Raw genomic sequence first — 22,304 nt, 5'->3', positions numbered from 1 at the left:
CGCCTCATCATGCGCCCGATCGCGTTCGACCGGAAGCGAGAAGCGCAGTCAGCCCGCCGCCAGCGCCGCTTCGCGGATGCGGCCGACCATGCTGTTCAGGCCGTTGGCGCGTTGCCGCGTCAGGGCCGAAGGCAGGCCCAGACGGTCCAGCGCCGCCCTGGCGTCAAAATCCAGAATCTCAACCGGCAGCCGTCCCGAATAGAGCCGCAGCAGCAGGGCGATGTTGCCCTTGGACAGGGCGCTGTCGCTGTCCGCGTCAAAGAACAGGCGATCGCCCTCGGCCCGCGTCGACAGCCAGACCTGGGCGGCGCAGCCCGGCACCTTGTTCGCCTCGATCCGCGCCTCTTCGGGCAGGGGCGGCAAGTCCTTGCCCAGGTCGATGACGTATTCGATGCGTCCCTCCCAATCGCCCAGCAGGTCGAACTCCTCGACCAGTTCGGCCAGGGTCTCGTCGATGGAGCGGGCGGGAGCAGCGGTGGAGGTCATGGGCGCGACATAGGCCGCGCGCGCCCTCGCCACAACCGCCCCTCTCACACCCGGTTCTTCGCTCCCCCGACAGGCGAGCGCGCTAGGGGGCGCTTGGGGCGCAGTCTAATCTATAAGGCTGATTCAACCCCTGCGCCCGGATGGCCGTGACGTCTAGGACCGCCCTTCTCGATCCCATCCGCCGCCCCGAAGCCGCCGAGGCCGGGGACGGCGCCGCCGTGGCCGCCTGGCACGCCGGGTGGACGGCGGTGGTCGGGCTGAGCGCCCTGGGCGCCGCCTGGCTGGGGCGCCCCCTGGCCGCGCCCGAGGCGTTGGCCCTGGCCGTCATGGCCGCGCCGGGCGTGGCGGGTCTGGCCCTGCTGGCGCGCGACACCACGGCGTTGAGAACCGCCCTGACGACGCTGTGGGCCCTCGCGGCCCTGACGGCGGCGGCCCTGGCGGGCGGCGCGGCCGGACCGCTGGCCGGCTTCGTCTTCGCCCCCCTGGCGGCGGGGCTGGCGCTGGGCGGGCGTCGCCGGGCGGGCCTCGGCGCCCTGGCCTCGGTCGGCGCGGCCCTGGTCGGCGTCATCTCCACCGCTGTCGTCGGACCGGCGACGCCGGGCGGCGGCCTGGCCGGCGCCTCGGCCCTGATCACGACGAGCGCCGCCCTGCTGGGTCTGGCCCTGGGCCTGCGTCGCCAGTCGCGCCGCCTGACCGCCGCTGAAGACGCCGTGGCGCGAGTCGAGGCCGTCCTGTCGGGCCAGCCGGGCCTGACCCTGACGCTGGACGCCGACGGCCGCTATCGCGCCCTGTCCGCCTATGGCGCGGCGCCCGCCGCCCTGCCCGTCGATCTGCTGTTCGAGGACGGGCTGCTGGCCGCCGTGGACGAGGCCGACCGCGCCGCCGTCCTGACCGCCCTGGCTCGCGCACGGAACGGAGGCGAGGCGCAGGTCCGCTTCACCCCGCGCCTGGCGCTGGACCGCCGCATCCTGCTGGTCGCGCGACGGCTCGATAAGGGGCCGCGTCTGATCGTCCAGGCGCTGGACGCCACCTTGCAGCACGCGCGCGAGGCCGAACTGGACGCCGCCCGCGCCGAGGCTGAGGCGCAGAATCTCGGCAAGACCCGTTTCCTGGCTCACATGAGCCACGAACTGCGCACGCCGCTGAACGCCGTGGTCGGCTTCTCCGACGCCATGCGGCAGGAGCTGTTCGGCCCCGTCCCGCCGCGCTACGCGGACTACGCCGCCTCGATCCATGAGGCGGGCGGCCACCTGCTGGACCTGATCAACGACGTGCTGGACGTCAGCCGCATCGAGGCCGACCGCTATCAACTGTCGCTGGAGCGTTTCGACGCGCGCGAGCCGGTGCTGGCGGCGCTGGCCCTGGTCCGCATTCAGGCCGACGACAAGGGCGTCGAACTGGCCGCCGTCCTGCCGCCCGAGGCGCTGAGCGTCCGCGCCGACCGCCGCGCGCTGAAGCAGATGGCGCTGAACCTGCTGGCCAATGCGGTGAAGTTCACGCCGCCCGGCGGAACCGTCACCGTGTCGGTGCAGGCGGCCGACGACGCGCTGGAGGTGACGGTGGCCGATACCGGCGTCGGCATTTCGGCTGAAGATCTGGCGCGTCTGGGCCGCCCCTATGAACAGGCGGGCGACGCCGAACAGCGGGCGCAGGGGTCAGGTCTGGGGCTGGCGCTGGTGCGCGCCCTGGCCGGGCTACACGGCGGGACGCTGGCGCTGGACAGCGCGCTCGGCGTCGGCACGGCGGCGACGGTGCGCCTGCCGCTTGAGACGCCGGACGCCTGAGCCTCAGACCTTCGAGGCGGCCAGCTTCAGCCCGAAGCCGATGAAGACCACGCCGACCACCCGGTCCATCGTCCGCACCACGGCCGGACGGCGCAGGAACCGGCCCAGCGGCGCCGTCGCCAAAATCAGCCCGGCGAACCAGACGATGGTCAGCGCCACATGCACCCCGACCAGGAAGAAGGTGAAGGCCGCGACATTGGCCCCCTGCGGCACGAACTGGGGCAGGAAGGTCACGTAGAAGACGCCCACCTTGGGGTTCAGCAGATTGGTCAGCAGGCCCCGCCGAAAGGCGACGGGACCACTGGGGGGCAAGGCAGCGCCCGGCTCGCCCAGGCTCCTGCGCGGCTTGAACAGCATCCGCGCGCCCAGCCAGACCAGATAGGCCGCGCCCGCCCACTTCACCACCGTATAGGCCAGCTCCGACACCCGCAGCAGCGCCCCGAACCCCAGCGAAACCGCCGCGCCCCAGATCAGACAGCCCAGCAGGATGCCCGCCCCGGCGAAGACGGCCGAACGCCCGCCCTCGGCCGCCGCCGATCTCAGCACCATCGCCGTGTCCACCCCCGGCGTGATCGTCAGAATGGTGATGGCGACCAGGAAGGCGGCGAACAGGGCGGGATCGAACATGGCGCGCACTGGAACACGCCGTATCGCCCCGCCGCAACCGCCAAACTGGACGGCGCCGCGCTCGGCATAGGAAAGACGCCTCCGGCCCAGCGAGGACGCTCATGGACGAAACCGCCTATCGCGCCGCCCTGCGCGCCACGCTCGACGCCCACGACGGCCCGGCGCTGGCGCGCATCCGCGCCCTGCAGGCCGCCCTGCCCGAGGCGGCGCGCGAAATCCACGTCGTCGTCTTTCCCGATCAGGACGGCGAAGGCGCCTTCAGCGTCCACGTCAGTCTGGACGGCCCCGACCTCTACGTCCTGAACCGGGCGATCGAGCCGCACCGCACCCTGTTCGAGGTCGTCCACGGCGAGGAAGGTTGCGAGCCCGACGTGCCGATGTTCGGACGCGATCCCGGCTTCAGCGTTCAGGACGCCATCGTCGATACGGCCGCCGACTGGATCGAGGCCCTGTGGCCCCGCGGCGGGCGGGCGCCCGTGCCCGTCATGATCTATGGCGACGAGGATTACGGCTCCGCCGTCCCGCGTCGGGTGGAGCCCTAGACCGGTCCCATGGCCAGGAAGGCGCGGGCGGCGGCGAAGTCGCCCGCCTCGAACCGCGCCGTCGCCACGCTGTCGTCGCGAAACAGGAACTCGATCAGGAAAGGCTCGCGCGGGTCCAGCGTCGCCAGAGCCTCAGCCGCGCTGTCGGGAAAGCGCCAGACCTCGCCCGCCCGCGCCCCGGACGCCAGCAGGTCGCGCGGCGCCAGATCGGACCCGGCGGCGAAGACGGCGCGGCGCGCGGCCTCGGGCGGCAGGCCGTCCCCCGCCAGCCACGGCCGGGGCGAGCGCGCCGCATCGCGCATGACGATGCGCGCGGCATAGGGCCGGGGCTTGCCGACGAAGGAGACGACCGCCGCCGGGCGCGCGTCCTGCGGCGCCTTGCCGGTCAGGCCGAACCGCACGGGCGAGGCGCCGGTCGCCCCGTCCTGAAACAGGCGCCAGCCGTCGCGGGCGCTCTCGAAACGGTCGGCGCTCCACACGGCCTTGTCGCCGGGGAAGTTGATCCGCGCCGCGCGCGACCATCCGGCGAAGGCGTGGCGCACCCGCGTCTTGACCCGGCCCAGCTCGGCGTCGTTGCAGGGGGTGGCCTCGGCCCGCGCCGTGGCCCGCGCGGCTGTGGCGGCCAGTTCGGTCGCCGGGCGCCCGGCGCGCAGGGCCGCCCCGCGCGCCTGCAGGGTCGCCGCCTCCAGCGCCTGTGTCAGACGCGGTTCGAACAGGCGGCACTTGTCCTGCGCCGCCCGCACGAAGGCCCGCTCATAATAGACGTCGCCCGCCGCAGTCGCCGTCCCGGCCGCGAGGGTCAGGGCGACGATCGCGGCCAGCGTTCTGCTGACTATGCGGGGCGACAGCGCTATCTTCATGCCGCCACCCTAGCCGCCGCCGGTTCCGGGTCCGTGTCCAAACAAGGTGAACCAATTGCTTCTTTCCACTGACGTCTGGGTCGGCGCCCTGATCCGCCGCGCCGAACTAGAAGGCGCCAACGCCGTGGTGGTGAAGAAGGGCGACGCCCGCGCCGGGGCCGTCATCGTCAAGGCCTATGACACCGCCGCCCGCACCGCCCGCCTGTGGACCGAGGCGACCGGCCAGGACGGCGAGCCCTTATGGATCCAGCCCGTCGCCAGCGAATTCGAAAGCGAATTGGACGCCTATCTGGACCGCCAGCGCCGCTATGACCCCGACCTCTGGATCATCGAGATCGAGGACCGGCAGGGACGACACTTCCTGACCGAGAAGACGCAGGGCTAAACGTCGGCCCCCTCTCCCGATGGGAGAGGGCTTGAGCACGAGAGCGTCAGCGATCGTTCTTGCGAGAAAGGGTGAGGGTTCACGGATGAAGTCGGCCGCAGGCCGCGTCGCGGCGGCTTACGCCGACTGACGGGACAAGCCCCTCACCCTTTCGCCTATTCCAATCGCCTCCGGCTCTTGGAGGCTCAAGCCCTCTCCCGCCGGGAGAGGGTTTTACCGCCAGAACCGCCCTCAAGCAGCGCAAAAGCGCGTTAGGGCCGCTGAAAATGGTAACCGGCCCGTTCACCGCGTTCGTGAACCGGACCGCAAGCGCAGGCGCCCTACAACCCGTCGCATGGGGCTAGAACGGTCCTGCGAGCGGGCGCGGTCCATGCTGTTTCTCTTGAACGATGTCGTCTTTGATCTGGACGAGGCCTGCCCGGCCCCGAGCCATGACGTGCGCCGCTTCGAGACCTTATCCTGCGACTATGTGTTGGAGATGGGTTGCGAGCTGTTCGCCGAAGACCCGCTGCTGCATCGCACCGACCCGGCTCGCGCGCGCCGTCTAGCTTGGCTGATCGCGCACAAGGCGCAGGGCGTCAACGCCGCCCTGTTCGCCGCGCCCGAAGCCGGTTGCGCGCCCGAACTGGTCGAGCCGCGCTTCTGCGCCCTGCCGGAAGTCGTCCTGCGCCACCTGCAACAGCGCGCCCGTCGCGGCGCGCTGACCGCCGCCACGGCGGACAAGGCGGTCTGGGGCCGACTGGCCGCCTAGAGCAGGATTCCGAACACCGTGTGCACCACGGCGGCGGCTGTGACGATCAGGGCGAAACCGGCCAGAAAGCAGACCAGCGGATGAATCTTGCGCTCGTTCTGTACAGGCGCGACCTTGCCTGGATGGGCCAGAGCCATGACGTTTCCCTTCCCTCGTGCGGCGGACTCATGGCCCGCCGTCTCCCGAAAACGAGCATGCCTCGAATAACCCTCATACGCGAAGGGTCTCTCACGGCATCGTGAACGTCGACAATTGAGCCCCGGCGCGGTAGGTCGCGCGTCCTAAAGGAAGCTCCATGTCCAAACTGACCCTTGCCCAGGAGGCCGACCGCCGTCGGACCTTCGCCATCATCGCCCACCCGGACGCCGGTAAGACGACCCTGACCGAGCACATCCTGCTGGCGGGCGGCGCCGTGCGCGCGGCCGGGGCGGTCAAGGCGCGCGGCGAGAACCGCCGGGCGCGCTCGGACTGGATGAAGATCGAGAAGGAGCGGGGCATTTCGGTCACCGCCTCGGTCATGACGTTCGAACACGACGGCAAGATGTTCAACCTGCTGGACACGCCGGGCCACGAGGACTTCTCGGAAGACACCTATCGCACCCTGACCGCCGCCGACTGCGCCATCATGGTGCTGGACGCCGCCAAGGGCATCGAGCCGCAGACGCTGAAGCTGTTCGAGGTCTGCCGCCTGCGCGACATTCCGATCATCACCTTCATCAACAAGCTGGACCGCGAAGCCCAGGATCCGATGGCCCTGCTGGACGAGATCGCCTCGCGCCTGCAGTTGGACCCCGCCCCCATCTGGTGGCCGGCCGAGAGCGGCAACCGCCTGCGCGGCCTGGCCGAGGTCGGCGGCCAGGGCCGGTTCCAGCCCTACACCCGCAAGACCTCCGACAACGACGGCGAACACCCCGCGCCCCTGCCCTTCACAGACGCCGCCGCCTTCTTCGAAGGCACGGAGCAGGCCGACATGGTCGATGCGCTGGAGCTGGTCGAGGCGGGCTATAAGCCGTTCGACCGTCAGGCGTTTCTGGAAGGCCATATGACGCCCGTGCTGTGGGGCTCGGCCCTGCGCCACTTCGGCATCGAGGAACTGCTTAAGGCCATCGGCGAATGGGCCCCGTCGCCCAAGACCATGACCGCCCGCAAGGAGGCGCCGCCGGAAACCCGCAACGCCCCCACGCCCGAAGACATCACCGTCGAGCCGAGCAAGGACGAAGTCACCGGCTTCGTCTTCAAGGTTCAGGCCAACATGGACCCCAACCACCGCGACCGCATCGCCATGTTCCGCATGGCCTCGGGCAGCTTCAAGCGCGGCATGAAGCTGAAGGTCCAAAACACCGGCAAGCAGTTGTCGGTGAACGCCCCCATCATGTTCTTCGCCTCGGACCGCGAACTGGCCGAAGAGGCCTATGCGGGCGACGTCATCGGCATTCCGAACCATGGCGTGCTGCGCGTCGGCGACAGCCTGTCGGAGAGCGGCCTGGTGCGCTTTGCGGGCCTGCCCAACTTCGCGCCGGAAATCCTGCAGCGCGTCCGCGTCAAGGATCCGCTGAAGGCCAAGCACCTGCAGAAGGCGCTGGTCGGCCTAGCCGAGGAAGGCGTGACCCAGCTGTTCCGCCCGGAACTGGGCGCGGACTTCATCGTCGGCGCCGTGGGCCAGCTGCAGTTCGAGGTCATGGCCGACCGCCTGGGCGAGGAATACGGCCTGGACGTCGTCTTCGAGCCGTCGCCTTACGCCGAGGCCCGCTGGGTGTCGGGGGCAAAGGCCGACCTTGAGGATTTCGCCGGCAAATACCGGCCCCAGATGGCGACCGACATCGACCAAAACCCGGTCTTCCTGGCCAAGTCGGCGTGGGAGACAGGCTATGTCTCCGAACGCTTCCCCAAGGTGACCTTCACCAAGACCAAGGAACGGGGCTGATCCTCAGGTCTTGGTGATCGACACCCCGCCGTCGACCAACATGGCCGTCCCGGTCATGAAACTGGAAGCATCGGATGCCAGGAACAGGGTGGCGCGGGCGATCTCGTCCGGGCTCGCCATCCGCTTCAGGGCGTGCATCCCTTCGACGAAGGCGATGATCTCGGGCGTGTGGGCGAACTCGCGCCCGGCCTCGGTGTCCGTGCCGCCGGGCAGCAGGCAGTTGCTGCGGACGCCTTTCGCTCCGTATTCGGCGGCGATGACCCGCGACAGGCCGACCAGCCCCGCCTTGGCCGCCGCATAGGCCGCCATGCCCGGCATGCCAATGGCGTGGCCGACAAAGGTCGAGGTGAAGATCAGCGAGCCGCCGCCGCGCGCCAACAGGGCCGGAATCTGATGCTTGGCGCCCAGGAAGGCGGCCGTCAGGTTCAGGTCCAGCGTCTCGCGCCAGCGCTCTGGCGCGATCTCATGCGTCGGCTCATTGGCGCCGATGGCCCCGGCGTTGTTCAGGGCGATGTCCAGCCCGCCGAACCGTTCGACCGCCGCCTGCACCAGCCGCTGGGCCAGAGCCTCGTCGCGGACGTCGCCCGGCACGGCGACGGCGCGCCCGCCCTCGGCCTCGATGGCGGCGACCAGGGCCAGAAGCTCGGCCTCGCGCCGGGCGGTGACGACCACCGCCGCGCCTTCGCGCGCGAACAAGCGGGCGGCGGCGGCGCCGATGCCGGAGCTGGCTCCGGTGATGACGGCGACCTTGTCGATGAGTGCAGGCATGACGACCTCGTGCGTGAAAGAGGCCGCCTTCCTTTCACGCCCTCAGGCCGCGGTCTGGCGAGGTTCGGACTCGGCGTTCAGGTCGAGGGCGCCGCCCGCCGCTCGCCGCGCCCCAGCGCCTGGAGCCACGGCAGGAAGACCTGGATCAGCGGGCCGATGCCCACGGCGAAGACCACCGTGCCCAGGCCCACCGAGCCGCCCAGCAGCCAGCCTCCGGCCAGGACGCTGACTTCGATCAGCATTCTGGACACGCGGATCGACCAGCCCAGGCGTTGATTGAGGCCGATCATCAGGCCGTCGCGCGGTCCCGTGCCCATGCCCGCGCCGATATAGGCCGCCCCGCCCATGGCGGTCAGCGTCACCCCCGCCGTCATGAAGGCCAGCCGCAGCGGCAGGCCCGTAATCTCGGGCAGGACGGCCAGGGCCGCGTCCATCGACAGGCCGATGACGAAGATGTTGAACAGCGTGCCCAGCCCCGGCTTCTGGCGCAGCGGAATCCACGCCAGCATCACCAGAACGCCCATGATGATCGAGGCGGTCCCCAGGCTCATGCCCGTCTTCAGCGACAGGCCCTGGTGAAAGACGTTCCACGGGTCCAGCCCGAGGTTGGAGCGCACCATCATGGCGGCGGCCACGCCATACAGGCACAGGCCCAACTGAAGCTGGATGAAACGACGCATGAACATAGACCCCTTCTGCCCGATCGGCGGGGGATTTAAAGGCCCGGCCTTTGTCTGAGGCCGAAGGTCATGGCGAACATGATCAGGCAGACGCCGCTGGAGACCAGCAGGGCCAGACCCGCCGAGCGATCCAGCACCACGCCGTACAGCGCCGGCGCCGCCGCCTGGACGAAACGAGCGGGCGTCAGCATCAGGGCCTGGCGCGCGCCATAGTTCTGGCGCCCGAACAGATGCAGCGGCAGGACGCCCGAGGCCACCGCCAGCAGGCCGTTGCCCGCCCCCTGCCCCAGGGCGACGGCGCCTGCCGCGCCCTTGCCGCCGACGAAGGCGATCAGCGCGCCGAGCGGATGCAGCAGGGTCGCCGCCCGCGCCGCCGCCACGGGCGAGCCCTTTCCCGACGCCGCCAGGACAATCAGGCGCACCGCTATGGCGGCGCTCGCCATCAGGCCCGCCGCCAGGGCCGCCTCGGCCGCCGTCAGACCCAGCCGGGTCAACAGACGCGGCAGGTGGGCGCTCATGGCCGTCGCCACCCACCAGGCCCCGGCGAACAGGATCGCCAGGCGGATCATGGTTCCGTCCCAGCGCACAGGCCCGGACGCCGGTCGATGGCCGCCCGCTCGCCCGTCCGGCAGCACCGCCGCATACAACGGCAGGCACAGCAGCAGATGCGCGCCCGCCCAGACGAAGCAGGCGCCGCGCCAGCCCAGGGTCTCGATCATCGCCAAGGTCAACGGCCAGCCGAGCGCCCCGCCGAAGGCGCCGAGCAGAGAGACGGCGGCGATCGACTTCTTCGCCGCCTCGCCGTGTAGGGCCACCAGGACGGCGTAGGCCGGGCCGTACAGCCCCACCCCCATGCCCGCGCCCAGCATCAGCACCCCTGCGACCATGAGGATCGGCTCGCGCGCCAACCCCAGCAGGGTCAGGGCCAGGGCGAAGATCACGGCCGCCGCCGACAGCACCTCGCGTCCGCCGCGCCGGTCGATCCAGCGCCCGCCGAACGGACTGAGCGCCGCCGAGACCAGGAAGGCCCCCGACAGGGCCGTGAACACCACGCCCGGATTTGTCCCAACGCCCGCCGCCAGCGGCTCGGCCAGCACCCCCATCAGATAATAGCTGGAGGCGAAGGAGACGATCATCCCCAGCCCCAACACGGGGACGATCAGACGGGAAACGGCGGCGTGCGACATGGCGCGCTCTGTCAGCGGATTTGCCCGCACGACGAAAGCGACCTATCGAACACCTCATGTTCGAAAACCTCACAGCTTCAGGCGCCATACCCTCGCTGAACGCCCTGCGCGCCTTCGAGGCCATGGCGCGCACGGGCGGCGCCACCCGCGCGGCGGCCGAGCTGAACGTGACCCACAGCGCCGTCAGCCGACAGGTCAAGGCGCTGGAGGCGCAACTGGGCCTGCGCCTGTTCGAGGGGCCGCGTCACGCCCTGACACTGACCGAGGCCGGGCGCGGCCTGCTGCCCGGACTGACCGCCGCCTTCGACCAGATCGCCGCCGCCGTGGCCGAGGCGCGCGGGACCGGGCGCGACCTGCACGTCGCCGTCAACGCCAGCCTGGCGGTCAAATGGCTGATCCCGCGTCTGGCCGACTTCAACCGCCTGCATCCCCAAGTGCGGGTCCACTTGGTCGAACTGGCCCCGCACGCCGTCAGCCGACGCGGCGCCGACATGCTGCTGCGATTGCTCGACACGCCTCGGATCGAGGCTCTGGGCGCGATCGCCGTCATTCCCAATGCGGTCGGGCCGGTGATCGCCCCCGCCCTGGCCCAAGACGACGCGCGGACGGCGGTCTTGACCGCGCCGCGCCTGACGCCGCGCACCCACGCCACGGCCTGGAAGGATTGGGCCGGTCTGAGCAGACGGCGGCTGCCCCCCGCGCCCGAGCGGCCGGTCGCCCATCTGCATTTCGCCCTGGACAGTGCCCTGGCGGGCTGGGGCGCGGCGGTGCTGCCCTGGGCGTTGACGGCCGAGGCCGTGACGGACGGACGCCTCCTGGCGCCCTTCGGCTTCGCCCGCGACGACGGGGCTGTAGCGGCCATCCCCGGCGCAGGCGAGATGTCGCAAGATCGTCGCCTGCTCCTGCGCTGGCTCTCCGACCAGGGCCGCGCCATGCCCGCGGCGCCGGATGCAACCTGAAGCTTTGCTGAACACGGCTTTCATCCGTCGCGGGGACGTGGTTCTCTAAGAGGACGCAAATCGGCCGCGCCGCGCCGTCATGATCCGGGCCGTCGCCGTTCGCGGCCCCTGTGGAGTTCAGATGCTGCTCGTCGCCTTCACCGCCGTTCTGGCGCTGGTTCAAGGTCAGGCTCAGGCTCAGGCCCAGCCCCCTGCTCCGGCCCCTCGGCTCGTCTCCTATGACGAGGCGGTGCGGTGCGCTGGACTGACCCAGGCCGCGTCCGAGCTGGAAGGCGGCGAAAGCCGTTACGGCCGCGAGCTTTACGACGCCGCCCTCTATTGGTCGCTGGCGGCCATGCAGGCGGCGACGACCGCCGGGCGCAACCCTACGGCGGCCGAGAACGACCAGACCCGCGCCCGACTTCAGTCCGTGCGCCGCCTGTCGGCAGGCGACGCCGAGGCGCGCTCCGCCCTGCAACGCTGCCGCAAGGCCGCGCCTCGCCTGGGCTAGAGACGAAAAACCGGCCGCCCACCGTTTTTCTCATCATATGGTTAAGCCGAACCCTTCGAACGGCGCTGCGTTTGCTTGGACGACCCCCGGATCACCCTCGTGATCCCGAAGCGGGACGACGGAGCGCCATGTTCGAATTCGGCAGAGATCTGAGACGGCTGTTCGAGAAGGCGCGCGACAGCGACGATCTCGGCTGGCTGGAGCTGATCGGCGCAGGGCTTGTGGAGGTCGAGGCCCGTCAGCAGGCCACGGATGCGGGCCGCGTCTCCTGCGCCCGCCCCTTCGAAGCCGCCCTGCGCGCCGCCGCCCTGTGGCGCGAGCACGCCCGCCGCTGCGGCGCCGCCGCCAGCATCGACCGCGCCGAGGCCGCCGGACGCGACGCCGCCAAGATCGCCGCCAACGACGATCAGGCCGTGCGCGCCGCCCTGGACCTGGCTCAAACCGGGATGCTGGCGTTCGATCTGCGCGGCGGCCCTGAACGCCTGACAGCGGCGCTGGGCCTGCTGGGCGACCTGCCCGCCGCGCGGCGCGCCGACACCGCCGCCGCCATGGCCGCCCTGCACGCCCGCCTGCGCGCGCGTCAGGCCCTTCTGTCCGGCCGCCTGCCTGAACTGACCGAGGCGACCGCCCTGCTGAACGCCGCCCTGGCGCGAATGAAGGCCGGGCGCGCGGCCGAGGACGAGCTGCGCATGGATCGCGCCGTGGTGACGCTGGAGGCCGGGCTGATCGCCCGCGACCCGCGCCTGCTGGACCAGGCGGGCCGCGACCTTCGCGCCCTGGTCGAGGCCGCCTCGCCGGAACAGCGCCCCCTGAGCCGCGCCCGCGCCCTGGCCCTGTGCGGCGCGGGGATGGCCGCCCTGGCCGCCGTGGCCGAGGACGCCGCCGCCCGCGACCAGGCCCAGGCCCTGTTCGACGCCGCCGCCCAGTTGTTCACCCCCGACCACAGCCCGCTGGACTGGGCCGCCATTCAGGTGATGCGCGCCGAGCGCGAGACCCTGCCGCCGCTGGTGCTGGTCCAGGCCGAGGCCCTGACCGAGGGCGGCGGCCTGATCCTGGGCGCCCTGGCCCACGAACAGCGGGTGGCCCAGGAGGCTGCGCGCGCGGGCGCCGCCGGCGACCTGACCGCCCTGCTGGAGATCGAGGGCGCCCTGCGGCGTCGCCTGGTGCGGCCTTCGGTCTCGGCCACGCCGCTGGACTGGGCGGCCGAGCAGATCGGCCTGGCGCGCATCGCCCTGGCCCGCGCCCGCTGGACCGGCGAAACGCCCCGCGCCGTCGGCCTGATGCTGGCCGAGGCGGCCCAGACCGCGCGCGAGCACGGCGCCGCCGGCCTGGCCGAACGCGCCGAACGGCTGACGCCGCGCCCACAAACCGTCTGATCGAACGCGGCCGAGACGCCGCCCGGCCTTGACCCGGCCCCATTGGGCGCCTAGCTCACGGGCTTCGCAGAAGGGTTCCGACACAGTGACCGAACAAACCGCCGCCGATCCCGTCCACGCCTTCATCGCCCAGACGGTGGCCGAGCATGACGTGGTGCTCTTCATGAAGGGCACGCCGGATTCGCCGCGCTGCGGCTTCTCCTCGGTCACGGTTCAGATCCTGGATCACGTGGGCGCCCCCTTCGTCGGCGTCGACGTGCTGCAGGACGAAGCCCTGCGCGAAGGCATCAAGGCCTTCACCGACTGGCCGACCATCCCACAGCTCTATGTGAAGGGCGAATTCGTCGGCGGCTCGGACATCGTGCGCGAGATGTTCCAGTCGGGCGAACTGGCCGCCCTGATGTCCGAAAAGGGCGTCGCCCTCGGCGAAGCCTAAGCTCGATGGCCCGGCCGCAGCTGCAACCGCGTGAGGACCGCGAGGTCTTCGTCGTCCCGCTGGACGTGCGGCCGGAACACATCGACGAGAACAACCACGTCAACAACGTCGTCTACGTCGGCTGGCTGCAGGACGTGGGCACGGCCCACTGGAACGCGCGCTTCGACGACGAGACGCGCGCCCGCTGGTCGTGGATCGCCCTGAGGCACGAGATCGACTACCTGCGCGCCATCGCGCCCGACGCGACCGGCGTCGTCGCCCGCACCTGGGTCGGCGACCCGCAGGGCCCGCGCTTCAACCGCTATGTCCGCATCGAGGACGCCGAAGGCCGCCTGTGCGCGCAAGGCCTGTCCGAATGGTGCCTGGTCGACGCCCAGACCCTGCGCCCCGCCCGCATTCCCGCCGAGATGCTGGGACCGTTCACGGCCTAACCTCCCTTCTCCCCTTGTGGGAGAAGGTGGCCCGTCAGGGCCGGATGAGGGGTCTTGCGACGGTCAATGAGGGGCGAGGCGAATGTCCCGCAACCCCTCATCCGTCCGGCTTCGCCGTCCACCTTCTCCCGCAAGGGGAGAAGGACGATGGATCAGCCCGCGATCTGGCCGAAATCGGCCACCAGGTTCATCACGCCGCGCACCTGAACCAGCAGCTTCAGGCGGTTTTCGCGCTCTTCGGCTACGTCCGAGTTGACCATGACGGCGGTGAAGAAGGCGTCCACCGGGCCGCGCAGGGCGGCCAGGGCCGTCATGGCGGCGGCGAAATCCTCGGCCTCCAGCGCCGCGTCCACGGCCGAGGCGGCGGCGGCGGCGGCGAAGGCCAGGGCGGTCTCTTCCGCCGGCTGGTTCGGCAGGTCGGTGGCGACGGCGCCCTGCGGCAGCGGCCCCTTCTTCTCCTCGGCCTTGAGCAGCTGGGCGGCGCGCTTGTAGCCCGCCAGCAGGTTCGCCCCGTCGTCCGTCGCCAGGAAGGCGGCCAGCGCCTCGACCCGACGCACGATCCGCACCAGATCATCGTCGCCCAGCGCGAAGACGGCCGCCACGAGGTCGTGACGCTGGCCCTTGTCGCGCAGGAGGACAGTCAGGCGGTCGGCGAAGAAGGCGCTGAGTTCAGTCTCAACCGCGAGCTTGTCGACCGCGCGCTGAACATGTCCCTTCTCCAAGGCCGCCATGGCCGGTGAGAAGGCGTCGCGGCGCAGGCCGACGCGAGCTCCATTCTCCAGCACCAGCCGGATCACGCCCAGCGCCGCGCGGCGCAGCGCATAGGGATCCTTCGACCCCGTGGGCTTTTCATCGATGGCGAAGAAGCCGACCAGGGTGTCCAGCTTTTCGGCCATGGCCACGGCGACCGTGACGGGGGCGGTCGGGACGGTGTCGCCCGGTCCCTGCGGCTTGTAGTGGTCGCGGATGGCGTCGGCGACCGCGTCGGGCTGACCGGCCAGACGGGCGTAGTAGCCGCCCATGATTCCCTGCAGTTCCGGGAACTCGCCCACCATGCCCGAGGCCAGATCGGCCTTGGACAGGCGCGCGGCCTGTTCCGCCTGAGCCGCGTCGGCGCCGACCAGCGGGGCGATCTCGCGCGCCAGGGCGGCGATGCGGTCGACCCGCTCGGCCAGCGTGCCCAGCTTGGCGTGGAAGGTGACGTCCTTCAGCTTGGCGTTCCAGGCGTCGAAGCCGACCTTCTGATCCTCGGTCCAGAAGAACTCGGCGTCGCTCAGACGCGCCGACAGCACCTTGGCGTTGCCCGCCGCCAGAGCCTGACCGCCGTCTGTCGCCTCGACGTTGGCCACGACGACGAAGTGGGGGGCCAGGCCTTCCTTGCCCGGTTCGCGCACGGCGAAATACTTCTGGTGCACCTTCATCGACAGCTGGACCACTTCCGGCGGCAGGGCCAGGAACTGCGGGTCCATGTCGCCCAGGATCGGCGTCGGCCATTCGGCCAGGCCCGACACCTCGTCCAGCAGGCCGTCGTCATCGACCAGGGCCAGCCCCTTGGTCGCGCAGACGGCCTTGGCGCCCTCGAGGATGCGCAGCTTGCGGTCGGCGGCGTCCAGCAGGACGAAGTTGCGCTCCAGCTTCTGGCGATAGTCGGCGAAGTCCTTGACCGCGAACGGCTGGCCCGCGCCCATGAAGCGGTGGCCCTCGGTCACGTCGCCCGAGGGAATGCCGTCGACCTCGAACGGGATCACCGCGCCGTCGAACAGGGCCAGAATGCGCTTGATCGGCCGCACCCAGCGCAGGGTTCCCGCGCCCCATCGCATCGACTTGGGCCAGGGGAAGTGGCGGATGATGTCGTCGACGCTCTCGGCCACGACCTCGGTGGTCGCGCGGCCCTTGCTGCTGATTTCGGCGAACCAGACGCCGTCGCGCTCGACCAACTGGTCCTGCGTCAGGCCGGTCTTGCGCAGGAAGCCTTCCAGCGCCTGCGCGGGCGCCGAGGTCTTCGGGCCCTTCAGCTCTTCATTGCGGTCGGGCGTGGCGGCGGGCAGGCCGTCGATCACCAGCGACAGACGGCGCGGCCCGGCATAGGTGGTCAGCGCGTCCCAGGTCAGGCCCGCGGCCTTCAGGCGATCGGACGCCATGCGCTCCAGGTCGCGCGCGGCGCCCTGCTGCATGCGGGCGGGGATTTCTTCGGAGAAGATTTCGAGGAGAAGCTGGGACATCAGGCGGTCGCCCTTTCATGCTCGACTTGAGCGAGGGCGCAGGCTTTGCACAGGTCGCGGATGCGGCCGATGTAGCTCTGGCGTTCGGCGACGGCGATGGCGCCGCGGGCGTCCATCAGGTTGAACAGGTGCGAGGCCTTCAGCACCTGGTCATAGGCGGCCAGCACCAGCGGCTGCCCCTGCGGCCCCTTCATGGTCAGGAAGTGGGCGGCCTCGCGCTCCATGTCCTCGAAACGGCGCTTCAGCGCGGCGACGTCATAGCCGTGGAAGTTGGCTTCCGACTGCTGGCGCTCGTTCTCGAGGAAGACTTCGCCGTAGGTCAGGCCCTCCTTGTTGAACTTCAGGTCATAGACGTTGTCGACGCCCTGGACATACATGGCCAGACGCTCCAGCCCGTAGGTCAGCTCGCCCGAGACGACGTCGACCTCGATGCCGCCGACGCCCTGGAAATAGGTGAACTGCGTCACCTCCATGCCGTCGCACCAGACCTCCCAGCCCAGGCCCCAGGCGCCGACGGTCGGGTTTTCCCAGTCGTCCTCGACGAAGCGGATATCGTGCAGGCTGGGGTCGATGCCGATGGCGCGCAGGGAGTTGAGATACAGCTCCTGCAGGTTGTCGGGGTTCGGCTTCAGGATGACCTGATACTGGTAATAGTGCTGCAGCCGGTTGGGGTTCTCACCATAGCGGCCGTCGCCGGGGCGGCGCGACGGCTGGACATAGGCGGCCTTCCACGGCTTCCTGCCCAGCGCCCGCAGCACGGTGGCGGGGTGCAGGGTGCCGGCGCCGACCTCGATGTCATAGGGCTGCAAAATGGCGCAGCCCTGCTCGCTCCAATAGTGGTGCAGGGTCAGGATCAAGTCCTGAAACGAGAGAGGTTCAGCAGCGGCCACGGTCGACATTTCGGTCCGATTTCGGGAGGCGCGGACCATAGGGCCGCCACGCTTCGCCAGCAAGGCGAGCGGACCGAAACCTTCATCCTTCTGCAAGCGCCGTTGCGCTAGAAGGCGCCCATGATGCAGCAACGGATCGATCAGATGCGCCGCCGGGCGGCGCGCTACCTTGGCGTCAGGCCGACGACAGTCGCGCCCGCGCGCGGGATTCTCAGCCTCAGCTTCGACGACTTCCCGGCCAGCGCCTGGACCGAGGCCGGGCCAATCCTGGCCGAACACGGGATCAGGGCGACCTATTACGTCGCGGGCGGCCTGTGCGGCGGCGAGAACATCGGCAAGGCCCAGTTCGAGGTCGAACACCTGCAGGCCGCGCATGAGGCCGGGCACGAGGTCGGCTGCCACACCTTCGACCACGTCAGCGCCCTGCGCCTGAGCCCCGCCCAATTGACGGACCAGTTGGCGAGAAACGCCGCCTGGGTGGCCGAGCGGCTGGACGGCCACGTCATGACGACCTTCGCCTGGCCCTTCGGCGACGTGGCCCTGGGCGCCAAGACGGTGATCGACGAGCGGTTCCTGCTGGGACGCGGCGTGCGCGACGGGGTCAACGCCGGACGCGCCGACCGGGCCAATCTGCAGGCCATCGGCCTGGAGTCCCGCCGCCTGCCCCACTACGACCTGGAGGCCCTGGTCGCCCGCGCGGCCGAGGCGCCCGGCTGGCTGATCGCCTATGGCCATGATGTCGAGAGCGATCCCACCCCCTACGGCTGCACGCCCGAGGATCTGGACCGCCTGATCCGCCTGGCCAAGGCGGCCGGGCTGGAGATCCTGCCGGTCGGCGAGGCGTGGGAGCGGTTGGGCGGCGCCTAGTTCCCGCTCATCCCGCCCAAAGAAAAACACCGCCGCCCGCTGAGGGCGACGGCGTCTGTCCGTCAAGATCGCCGGGGCCGAAGCCCCGACGCCCGCCTTATCAGAACCGGAAGCTGACGCGGCCGGTCAGGCGGTGATCCTTGTAGTCGTCGTTGAAGACGCCCGAGTAGCCGACCTCGATGTTGGTCGACTTGGACGCCTCGATGTTGAAGCCCAGGCCCGCCTGCAGCGCGCCCGAGTTCAGGTCGGCGCCTTCGACGCGGAACACCGGACCGTCCGAGAAGGCCGCGTTGAACACAGGGCCGTCGCCGCTCAGGTCTTCGGTCCAGGCCAGGTGGCCGATCGCCGACAGCGCCGGACGGCCGTTGCCGCCCGCCAGATGCGTCTCGGAGCGCAGACCCGCCGTCAGCAGGTCCGAGGTCTGGGAGACCTCGCCCGACAGGGCCGCGTCGCCGCCGCGCTCGACCACGTCCGCATCATATTCGACGCGGGTGTAGTTCAGGTACGGCTCCAGCACGGTCGAGGCCATGACCGGCTTACGCCACGACACTTCGCCGTAGGCCTGCCAGGCTTCGCCGTCGTAGCGGCCGGTCAGCTGCTCGTTGAAGCGGTTCAGCGAGGCCGAACGGTCGGTGCGGGTGCGCGAGTCCATCCAGGCGCCGCCCAGACGGAAGTCGAGGCCGCCCAGCGTCGCGGCGCCGTAGACGCCGATGTGCTGGGTCTTGACTTCGCCCGTCGACAGCAGACGGCTGGCGCGGATTTCCGACTGGCTCTCACCGACGGCGACCCCGATGTGGGCGCGGCCGTTCAGCGTCTTCTCGACGCCGGCCAGATAGCCGGTGGCCTCGCTGCGGAAGCCCGCCAGTTCGCCGTTGTCCTGACGCCCGCTGCCGAACACGCCCGAGGCCCAGACGGCGACGCCGCGGCCGTCGGTCGCCTCCGTCGCGCCGTTGCGGCCGCGTGTCAGCATGGCGTCCCGGATGAAGCGCGAGTCGCCCGTGGCGACGCCCGCCAGGGTGGCGTGAACCTCGCCCGTCAGGCTGTTCAGAGCGCCGCGGACGTTGGCGACGCTGCCGTCCAGAATGGCGTCTTCCAGCGCTGTGTTACGGCCCGCTGACGGCGTCATGGCCGAAGCGGTCATGACGTCGAGCGCCGCGCCGACCGACTTCTGGTTCGGCGTCACGCCGACCGAGGCGATGGTCACGTCATTGCGCGCCAGCGTCAGCTGCACGGCCTTGGCGCTGTAGGCCAGGATCGGCTTCAGGAAGGCCAGGTCGCTTTCGGCCCCCGCGAAGACGCCGGTGACGCCGCCCTCGGACTGCAGGATATTCATCCGCGTGCGCAGGTTCCACTCGCCCTGGTCGGCCTTCAGGATGACCTTGCCGCCTTCCAGCGTCGTCGCGCCTTCCACGGCGACGCGCGAGTGCTGGGCGCCGTTCACGCTGGAGCGGATCCACAGATAGGAGCCGTCCTTGAACACCAGATTGTCGGCGATGGTCAGCGTGCCGAACGGGTTGGCCGCATCGCCCGGCGCCAGGACGCCGCCCTTGTCGACGATCACGTCGGCCAGACGGCCCACGCCGCCCAGCATGCCCAGATCGGCCACGGTCGAGGTCGAGTTCAACAGGCTGCCGTTGACGGTCAGCAGGCCGCCCTCGACGCGGGTCGCGCCGGTGTAGTCGTTGGCGCCCGTCAGGATCAGCTCGCCGCCGCCCTTCTTGACGATGCCGCCGATGTCGTCGGGGTATTCGGCCAGCACCTCGGCCGAGTAGCGGTCGCGCGCGTCGCCGATGTCGTTGCTCCACACATCGACCGTGCCGACGCGGACATTGACGTCGCGCACGTCGCGCAGGGCCGTCGGGCCCTTCAGCGCGACCTCCATCTGCGGCGCGCCCCAGCCGGACTTCAGGTCCACGCCCGGCGTGTCCAGATCCAGCGAGCTGGACACCAGGATGTCGCCGATCAGGGCCGTGTCGTACTCGGCGAAATGCTCCATCAGCAGGGCGGCGAAGCCCGAGATGTTCGGCGCCGCCATCGACGTGCCCGTATAGGCGGCGTAGTCAGGCCCCGTGTAAGTGACCAGCGTCTTCAGACGCTCCACCAGCAGAGCATTGGCCTGGGTCAGCACGTCGGACGAGAACTCCGGCGTCAGGATCGCCATATTGGCGGGCGAAACCAGCAGACTGGCCAGTTGAGAGGTGAAGCCGTCCGGGTCGCCGAGACGGCCGCCCGAGATCAGGGTGATGGCCACGGCCTCCTCGGCCACGCGGCGGCGTGCGGCGGCCTCGTCGAACGGAAGACCGGCGTCCTCGGCGGCGTATTTGGCGTCCAGATAAGCGTTCAGCGCGCCCAGGAAGCGGTTCACCGAAGCGCTCTGCAGCGCCGCGACCGTCGTCGCCGCATAGAGCGGGCGGTAGTCAGCCGGACGGTACTGGGCCACGATGGCGTTGAAATCGAATTCGAAGCCGGGCACGGCCGACACGATCTGATGGCCCGGACCCGCGACGCACCAGGTCGCGGTCTGACCGCAGAAGCTGGTCGAGGCGCTGGGCGTCAGATCGGCCTTGTAATTGGCGACCGACAGCCAGTTGTCGCGCAGGCGCGGATCGAACATCGGCGCAGCGGCGTCAATGCCCGCGTGAGCGCCGTAGCCGTTGCCCGCCGAAAAGACGACCAGAACGTCATTGTCGAGCACCGGCTTGTAGAAGTCGCCGTAGTTGCTGCGCGGGCCGAAGGTCTGACGCACCAGCGCTGCGGACGCATTATAGGCCAGGCTGTTGCTTGAACCCCAGCTGTTGTTGATGATCCGCACCTCGCCCGTCGCGGCCAGGTCAACGATGTTGGTCTGGGCCGTGCTGACGATGTCGCCGTTGATGTAGACGTCGCGGAACCACAGGAAGTCGCCGGCGGCGAAGTTGGTCGTGGCCGAATAGATGTTGGCGCCGAAGGCGTTGCCGAACATGGCCTCGCCCTCGATGCGGGCGCCGCCGATGGTGCCGGCGACGTGGGTGCCGTGGCCTTCCCAGCCGCGACGGGGGTTGATGCGGCCGTCGTTGCCGTAGTCGCTCGAAACGACCGTGTTCAGACCCTTGATCTTGCCTTCCCCGCCGAACAGCGGGTGATCCATGTAGACGCCTGCGTCATTGACGCCGATCGTCAGCCCCTTGCCCGTCAGGCCCAAGGCGTAGGCGTGCTCCAGCCCAAGATAGGCCTTGGAGTAATCGACCGAGAATTGAGCGTCTTCGCGCCAGGACGTCAGCGCCGCGTCGTAATCCGCAGTGCGCGACCCGTCCGCCATGTAGAACCCGCCCGGCGGCGGCGTAACACTCGTCTGAGCGGAAACATCACTCGCCCAAACCAGGGCGGAACCAGCGGCTGCAACCAAGAGGCCAGCCTTGAACGCGTTAATCATAGATCCCCACAAGAGCGACAATGGCTATTCGAAGAGAGGCCGCCTCCGTCTCGACAGCCCCATGACCGCCGCTCCACGCGCCCCTCTCCGCATCATTTGAGACGGAAACCTCCGCCTACTGTCAATCATGGAACGAAGATCATTCACCAAAACGCCCATCAACCAAAATGGTCACGCTTGAGTGTCTCGAAATTAGAATTTCCCTCCAACCCCCGCCCTTCATGACTCCCAGGGGTTTGGGCGCCGCCTCAATCGGCCCTTTCTTCGCCCAAATTGAGCCACAGCCGCGTCACTCCGCCGCACTTCTCGCCTTAGGGTTGAAGCAACCCTCGCGCCTCGGCCCAGCGAATCAGCGGTTTGCGAGGCCAGCACAGCAGCCAGGAGCAGGCGCTGTATTCGCCCGCCTCGATCATGGCGCGGCGGGTGGGCGATGAGACGGAGGCGCGCTCATCGTGGATTTCGCCGCCGCCCTGATGGATCATGAAGGCGCCGTTGTTCACGGGCGTGGCCCGCAGATAGGTCAGGCGCGGGCTGATGATCTCCAGCGGCGGATCGAAGAACCAGCTGGAGCCGATGACGCCCGCCAGTTCGGGCCGCGTCTTCAACAGAGCGGCGGCGGCGGCCCAGTTCCGCTCCCAGCCCGCTTCGTTGAAGTCCGACAGGTCGCGCGCCTCGGTGTGCGTCTCCAGCCACGGACGCCAGCCGCCCGCCTGGACCCAGGCGATCAGCGGACCGGGACCGCGCCCGCCCAGCATGTGCCGCACCACCAGCCCCGGCCCGACGGGCGAGGACAGGTCCAGCATCTGGGTGTTGCTGCCCGGCACGCTGAGCGCGAGGGACACCCGCACGTCCTTGGCCCAGAAGTCGGGATCATACGGATCCGCCCCGCTGTCCAGATAGGCGGCGAGCCGGTCCACATAGGTCGGATAGCCCGCCAGCACGGCCTGCGGCAGGCGCTCGGCGGCGATGCGGCCGGGCAGCTCCAGCGCCCAGGCGGCGATCAGGCCGCGCCTCTGGTCGTCGTTCGCGCCCTCGCCCAGCAGGCCGTCCACGGTGCGGGCGGCCAGTTCGAAGTCCCAGTGCGGGGCGACCTCGGCGGCGGCGCGGGCGGCGGCGTCCTTGAGCTCGTTCACGCGGGCGCGGTCGGCGGACGACAGGCGCGACAGGGCGCGTTCAAAGGCGGCGGTCTGTTCGGGCGTCAGTTGGGTCATGGCCGCCAGCTTGACC

The 22,304-nt window shown here is 70.1% G+C and carries 22 protein-coding genes; 11 read left to right on the top strand and 11 right to left on the bottom strand.

The window, feature by feature from the left end:
- Nucleotides 1-48 precede the first annotated feature (48 nt).
- The gene (locus BJP32_RS09160; protein WP_040346929.1) at nucleotides 49-486 is read right to left on the bottom strand and encodes a SufE family protein; all 438 of its coding nucleotides are present in this window, start codon (nucleotides 484-486) and stop codon (nucleotides 49-51) included.
- A 146-nt stretch (nucleotides 487-632) separates the two neighbouring features.
- Here BJP32_RS09160 and BJP32_RS09155 point away from each other — a divergent pair, with 146 nt between their 5' ends.
- On the top strand, nucleotides 633-2,270 hold the full coding sequence (locus tag BJP32_RS09155; RefSeq protein ID WP_198935271.1) for a HAMP domain-containing sensor histidine kinase: 1,638 nt from the start codon (nucleotides 633-635) through the stop codon (nucleotides 2,268-2,270).
- Between the two features lie 3 nt (nucleotides 2,271-2,273).
- On the opposite strand, the gene BJP32_RS09150 is transcribed toward BJP32_RS09155, so the two are convergent.
- Nucleotides 2,274-2,897, bottom strand: a complete 624-nt coding sequence (locus tag BJP32_RS09150; protein WP_040346032.1) for a LysE family translocator — start codon at nucleotides 2,895-2,897, stop codon at nucleotides 2,274-2,276.
- A gap of 101 nt (nucleotides 2,898-2,998) precedes the next feature.
- On the opposite strand from BJP32_RS09150, the gene BJP32_RS09145 reads away from it, so the two are divergent.
- Complete coding sequence (locus tag BJP32_RS09145; RefSeq protein WP_076223738.1) at nucleotides 2,999-3,439, top strand: DUF6389 family protein; 441 nt, start codon at nucleotides 2,999-3,001, stop codon at nucleotides 3,437-3,439.
- Here the strand turns inward: BJP32_RS09145 and BJP32_RS09140 are convergent.
- Complete coding sequence (locus BJP32_RS09140; RefSeq protein ID WP_076223736.1) at nucleotides 3,436-4,299, bottom strand: hypothetical protein; 864 nt, start codon at nucleotides 4,297-4,299, stop codon at nucleotides 3,436-3,438. The genes BJP32_RS09145 and BJP32_RS09140 overlap by 4 nt on opposite strands.
- Nucleotides 4,300-4,354: 55 nt before the next feature.
- Here BJP32_RS09140 and BJP32_RS09135 point away from each other — a divergent pair, with 55 nt between their 5' ends.
- Both BJP32_RS09135 and BJP32_RS09130 read left to right on the top strand, forming a co-directional pair.
- A complete protein-coding gene (locus BJP32_RS09135) occupies nucleotides 4,355-4,684 on the top strand; it encodes a DUF1491 family protein (RefSeq protein ID WP_076223735.1) in 330 nt (109 codons plus the stop codon).
- A gap of 370 nt (nucleotides 4,685-5,054) precedes the next feature.
- Complete coding sequence (locus BJP32_RS09130; RefSeq protein ID WP_076223733.1) at nucleotides 5,055-5,435, top strand: hypothetical protein; 381 nt, start codon at nucleotides 5,055-5,057, stop codon at nucleotides 5,433-5,435.
- Here the strand turns inward: BJP32_RS09130 and BJP32_RS17500 are convergent.
- The gene (locus tag BJP32_RS17500) at nucleotides 5,432-5,572 is read right to left on the bottom strand and encodes a hypothetical protein (protein WP_198935270.1); all 141 of its coding nucleotides are present in this window, start codon (nucleotides 5,570-5,572) and stop codon (nucleotides 5,432-5,434) included. The two genes, BJP32_RS09130 and BJP32_RS17500, sit on opposite strands and share 4 nt — an antisense overlap.
- 158 nt (nucleotides 5,573-5,730) lie before the next feature.
- On the opposite strand from BJP32_RS17500, the gene BJP32_RS09125 reads away from it, so the two are divergent.
- Nucleotides 5,731-7,359 carry a peptide chain release factor 3 gene (locus BJP32_RS09125; RefSeq protein WP_076223732.1) on the top strand — a complete coding sequence of 543 codons (1,629 nt, stop codon included), beginning with the start codon at nucleotides 5,731-5,733 and terminating at the stop codon, nucleotides 7,357-7,359.
- A gap of 3 nt (nucleotides 7,360-7,362) precedes the next feature.
- Here BJP32_RS09125 and BJP32_RS09120 read toward each other — a convergent pair whose 3' ends face one another.
- The 3 genes from BJP32_RS09120 to BJP32_RS09110 all read right to left on the bottom strand — a co-directional run bounded on the left by BJP32_RS09120 (nucleotide 7,363) and on the right by BJP32_RS09110 (nucleotide 9,994).
- Complete coding sequence (locus BJP32_RS09120) at nucleotides 7,363-8,127, bottom strand: SDR family oxidoreductase (RefSeq protein WP_076223730.1); 765 nt, start codon at nucleotides 8,125-8,127, stop codon at nucleotides 7,363-7,365.
- A gap of 77 nt (nucleotides 8,128-8,204) precedes the next feature.
- Complete coding sequence (locus BJP32_RS16915) at nucleotides 8,205-8,807, bottom strand: YitT family protein (RefSeq protein ID WP_233126787.1); 603 nt, start codon at nucleotides 8,805-8,807, stop codon at nucleotides 8,205-8,207.
- Nucleotides 8,808-8,842: 35 nt separating this feature from the next.
- Nucleotides 8,843-9,994, bottom strand: a complete 1,152-nt coding sequence (locus BJP32_RS09110; RefSeq protein ID WP_076223729.1) for an MFS transporter — start codon at nucleotides 9,992-9,994, stop codon at nucleotides 8,843-8,845.
- Nucleotides 9,995-10,050: 56 nt separating this feature from the next.
- Between BJP32_RS09110 and BJP32_RS09105 the strand changes: the two genes are divergently transcribed.
- From BJP32_RS09105 to BJP32_RS09085, 5 genes are all read left to right on the top strand, one after another.
- Nucleotides 10,051-10,953: a LysR family transcriptional regulator gene (locus BJP32_RS09105; protein ID WP_076223727.1), complete on the top strand. Its 903-nt coding sequence runs from the start codon at nucleotides 10,051-10,053 to the stop codon at nucleotides 10,951-10,953.
- 121 nt (nucleotides 10,954-11,074) lie between these two features.
- Nucleotides 11,075-11,443: a hypothetical protein gene (locus BJP32_RS09100; RefSeq protein ID WP_076223780.1), complete on the top strand. Its 369-nt coding sequence runs from the start codon at nucleotides 11,075-11,077 to the stop codon at nucleotides 11,441-11,443.
- Nucleotides 11,444-11,571: 128 nt separating this feature from the next.
- Nucleotides 11,572-12,819 carry a hypothetical protein gene (locus BJP32_RS17855; RefSeq protein WP_076223725.1) on the top strand — a complete coding sequence of 416 codons (1,248 nt, stop codon included), beginning with the start codon at nucleotides 11,572-11,574 and terminating at the stop codon, nucleotides 12,817-12,819.
- Nucleotides 12,820-12,904: 85 nt separating this feature from the next.
- The gene (grxD, locus tag BJP32_RS09090; RefSeq protein ID WP_003165880.1) at nucleotides 12,905-13,255 is read left to right on the top strand and encodes a Grx4 family monothiol glutaredoxin; all 351 of its coding nucleotides are present in this window, start codon (nucleotides 12,905-12,907) and stop codon (nucleotides 13,253-13,255) included.
- Between the two features lie 5 nt (nucleotides 13,256-13,260).
- On the top strand, nucleotides 13,261-13,686 hold the full coding sequence (locus tag BJP32_RS09085; RefSeq protein ID WP_076223723.1) for a thioesterase family protein: 426 nt from the start codon (nucleotides 13,261-13,263) through the stop codon (nucleotides 13,684-13,686).
- A gap of 152 nt (nucleotides 13,687-13,838) precedes the next feature.
- On the opposite strand, the gene glyS is transcribed toward BJP32_RS09085, so the two are convergent.
- Both glyS and BJP32_RS09075 read right to left on the bottom strand, forming a co-directional pair.
- The gene (gene glyS / locus BJP32_RS09080; RefSeq protein ID WP_076223722.1) at nucleotides 13,839-15,908 is read right to left on the bottom strand and encodes a glycine--tRNA ligase subunit beta; all 2,070 of its coding nucleotides are present in this window, start codon (nucleotides 15,906-15,908) and stop codon (nucleotides 13,839-13,841) included.
- Nucleotides 15,908-16,807 (bottom strand): glycine--tRNA ligase subunit alpha, encoded by a 900-nt coding sequence (locus tag BJP32_RS09075; RefSeq protein WP_083673952.1) that lies wholly within the window; start codon nucleotides 16,805-16,807, stop codon nucleotides 15,908-15,910. Before BJP32_RS09075 ends, glyS begins: the two co-directional genes overlap by 1 nt.
- Before the next feature lie 111 nt (nucleotides 16,808-16,918).
- Here BJP32_RS09075 and BJP32_RS09070 point away from each other — a divergent pair, with 111 nt between their 5' ends.
- Nucleotides 16,919-17,665 carry a polysaccharide deacetylase family protein gene (locus BJP32_RS09070; RefSeq protein ID WP_083673946.1) on the top strand — a complete coding sequence of 249 codons (747 nt, stop codon included), beginning with the start codon at nucleotides 16,919-16,921 and terminating at the stop codon, nucleotides 17,663-17,665.
- Between the two features lie 100 nt (nucleotides 17,666-17,765).
- Here BJP32_RS09070 and BJP32_RS09065 read toward each other — a convergent pair whose 3' ends face one another.
- Nucleotides 17,766-20,963 carry an autotransporter domain-containing protein gene (locus BJP32_RS09065; RefSeq protein WP_083673945.1) on the bottom strand — a complete coding sequence of 1,066 codons (3,198 nt, stop codon included), beginning with the start codon at nucleotides 20,961-20,963 and terminating at the stop codon, nucleotides 17,766-17,768.
- A 425-nt stretch (nucleotides 20,964-21,388) separates the two neighbouring features.
- The gene (locus BJP32_RS09060; RefSeq protein WP_076223718.1) at nucleotides 21,389-22,288 is read right to left on the bottom strand and encodes a hypothetical protein; all 900 of its coding nucleotides are present in this window, start codon (nucleotides 22,286-22,288) and stop codon (nucleotides 21,389-21,391) included.
- Between the last annotated feature and the right edge of the window lie 16 nt (nucleotides 22,289-22,304).

The organism is Brevundimonas sp. ZS04, from assembly GCF_001956865.1.
Classification (GTDB): domain Bacteria; phylum Pseudomonadota; class Alphaproteobacteria; order Caulobacterales; family Caulobacteraceae; genus Brevundimonas; species Brevundimonas diminuta.
The sequence above is the reverse complement of the archived record's forward strand: the minus strand, read 5'-3'. Positions and strand labels throughout refer to the sequence as shown.

Bases quoted from the DNA above. Each gene is read 5' to 3' on its own strand.
- BJP32_RS09160 (WP_040346929.1), bottom strand. From the start codon at position 486: ATGACCTCCACCGCTGCTCCCGCCCGCTCCATCGACGAGACCCTGGCC.
- BJP32_RS09150 (WP_040346032.1), bottom strand. From the start codon at position 2,897: ATGTTCGATCCCGCCCTGTTCGCCGCCTTCCTGGTCGCCATCACCATT.
- BJP32_RS09145 (WP_076223738.1), top strand. From the start codon at position 2,999: ATGGACGAAACCGCCTATCGCGCCGCCCTGCGCGCCACGCTCGACGCC.
- BJP32_RS09140 (WP_076223736.1), bottom strand. From the start codon at position 4,299: ATGAAGATAGCGCTGTCGCCCCGCATAGTCAGCAGAACGCTGGCCGCG.
- BJP32_RS09130 (WP_076223733.1), top strand. From the start codon at position 5,055: ATGCTGTTTCTCTTGAACGATGTCGTCTTTGATCTGGACGAGGCCTGC.
- BJP32_RS17500 (WP_198935270.1), bottom strand. From the start codon at position 5,572: ATGGCTCTGGCCCATCCAGGCAAGGTCGCGCCTGTACAGAACGAGCGC.
- BJP32_RS09125 (WP_076223732.1), top strand. From the start codon at position 5,731: ATGTCCAAACTGACCCTTGCCCAGGAGGCCGACCGCCGTCGGACCTTC.
- BJP32_RS09120 (WP_076223730.1), bottom strand. From the start codon at position 8,127: ATGCCTGCACTCATCGACAAGGTCGCCGTCATCACCGGAGCCAGCTCC.
- BJP32_RS16915 (WP_233126787.1), bottom strand. From the start codon at position 8,807: ATGCGTCGTTTCATCCAGCTTCAGTTGGGCCTGTGCCTGTATGGCGTG.
- BJP32_RS09110 (WP_076223729.1), bottom strand. From the start codon at position 9,994: ATGTCGCACGCCGCCGTTTCCCGTCTGATCGTCCCCGTGTTGGGGCTG.
- BJP32_RS09105 (WP_076223727.1), top strand. From the start codon at position 10,051: ATGTTCGAAAACCTCACAGCTTCAGGCGCCATACCCTCGCTGAACGCC.
- BJP32_RS09100 (WP_076223780.1), top strand. From the start codon at position 11,075: ATGCTGCTCGTCGCCTTCACCGCCGTTCTGGCGCTGGTTCAAGGTCAG.
- BJP32_RS17855 (WP_076223725.1), top strand. From the start codon at position 11,572: ATGTTCGAATTCGGCAGAGATCTGAGACGGCTGTTCGAGAAGGCGCGC.
- BJP32_RS09085 (WP_076223723.1), top strand. From the start codon at position 13,261: ATGGCCCGGCCGCAGCTGCAACCGCGTGAGGACCGCGAGGTCTTCGTC.
- glyS (WP_076223722.1), bottom strand. From the start codon at position 15,908: ATGTCCCAGCTTCTCCTCGAAATCTTCTCCGAAGAAATCCCCGCCCGC.
- BJP32_RS09075 (WP_083673952.1), bottom strand. From the start codon at position 16,807: ATGTCGACCGTGGCCGCTGCTGAACCTCTCTCGTTTCAGGACTTGATC.
- BJP32_RS09070 (WP_083673946.1), top strand. From the start codon at position 16,919: ATGATGCAGCAACGGATCGATCAGATGCGCCGCCGGGCGGCGCGCTAC.
- BJP32_RS09065 (WP_083673945.1), bottom strand. From the start codon at position 20,963: ATGGCGGACGGGTCGCGCACTGCGGATTACGACGCGGCGCTGACGTCC.
- BJP32_RS09060 (WP_076223718.1), bottom strand. From the start codon at position 22,288: ATGACCCAACTGACGCCCGAACAGACCGCCGCCTTTGAACGCGCCCTG.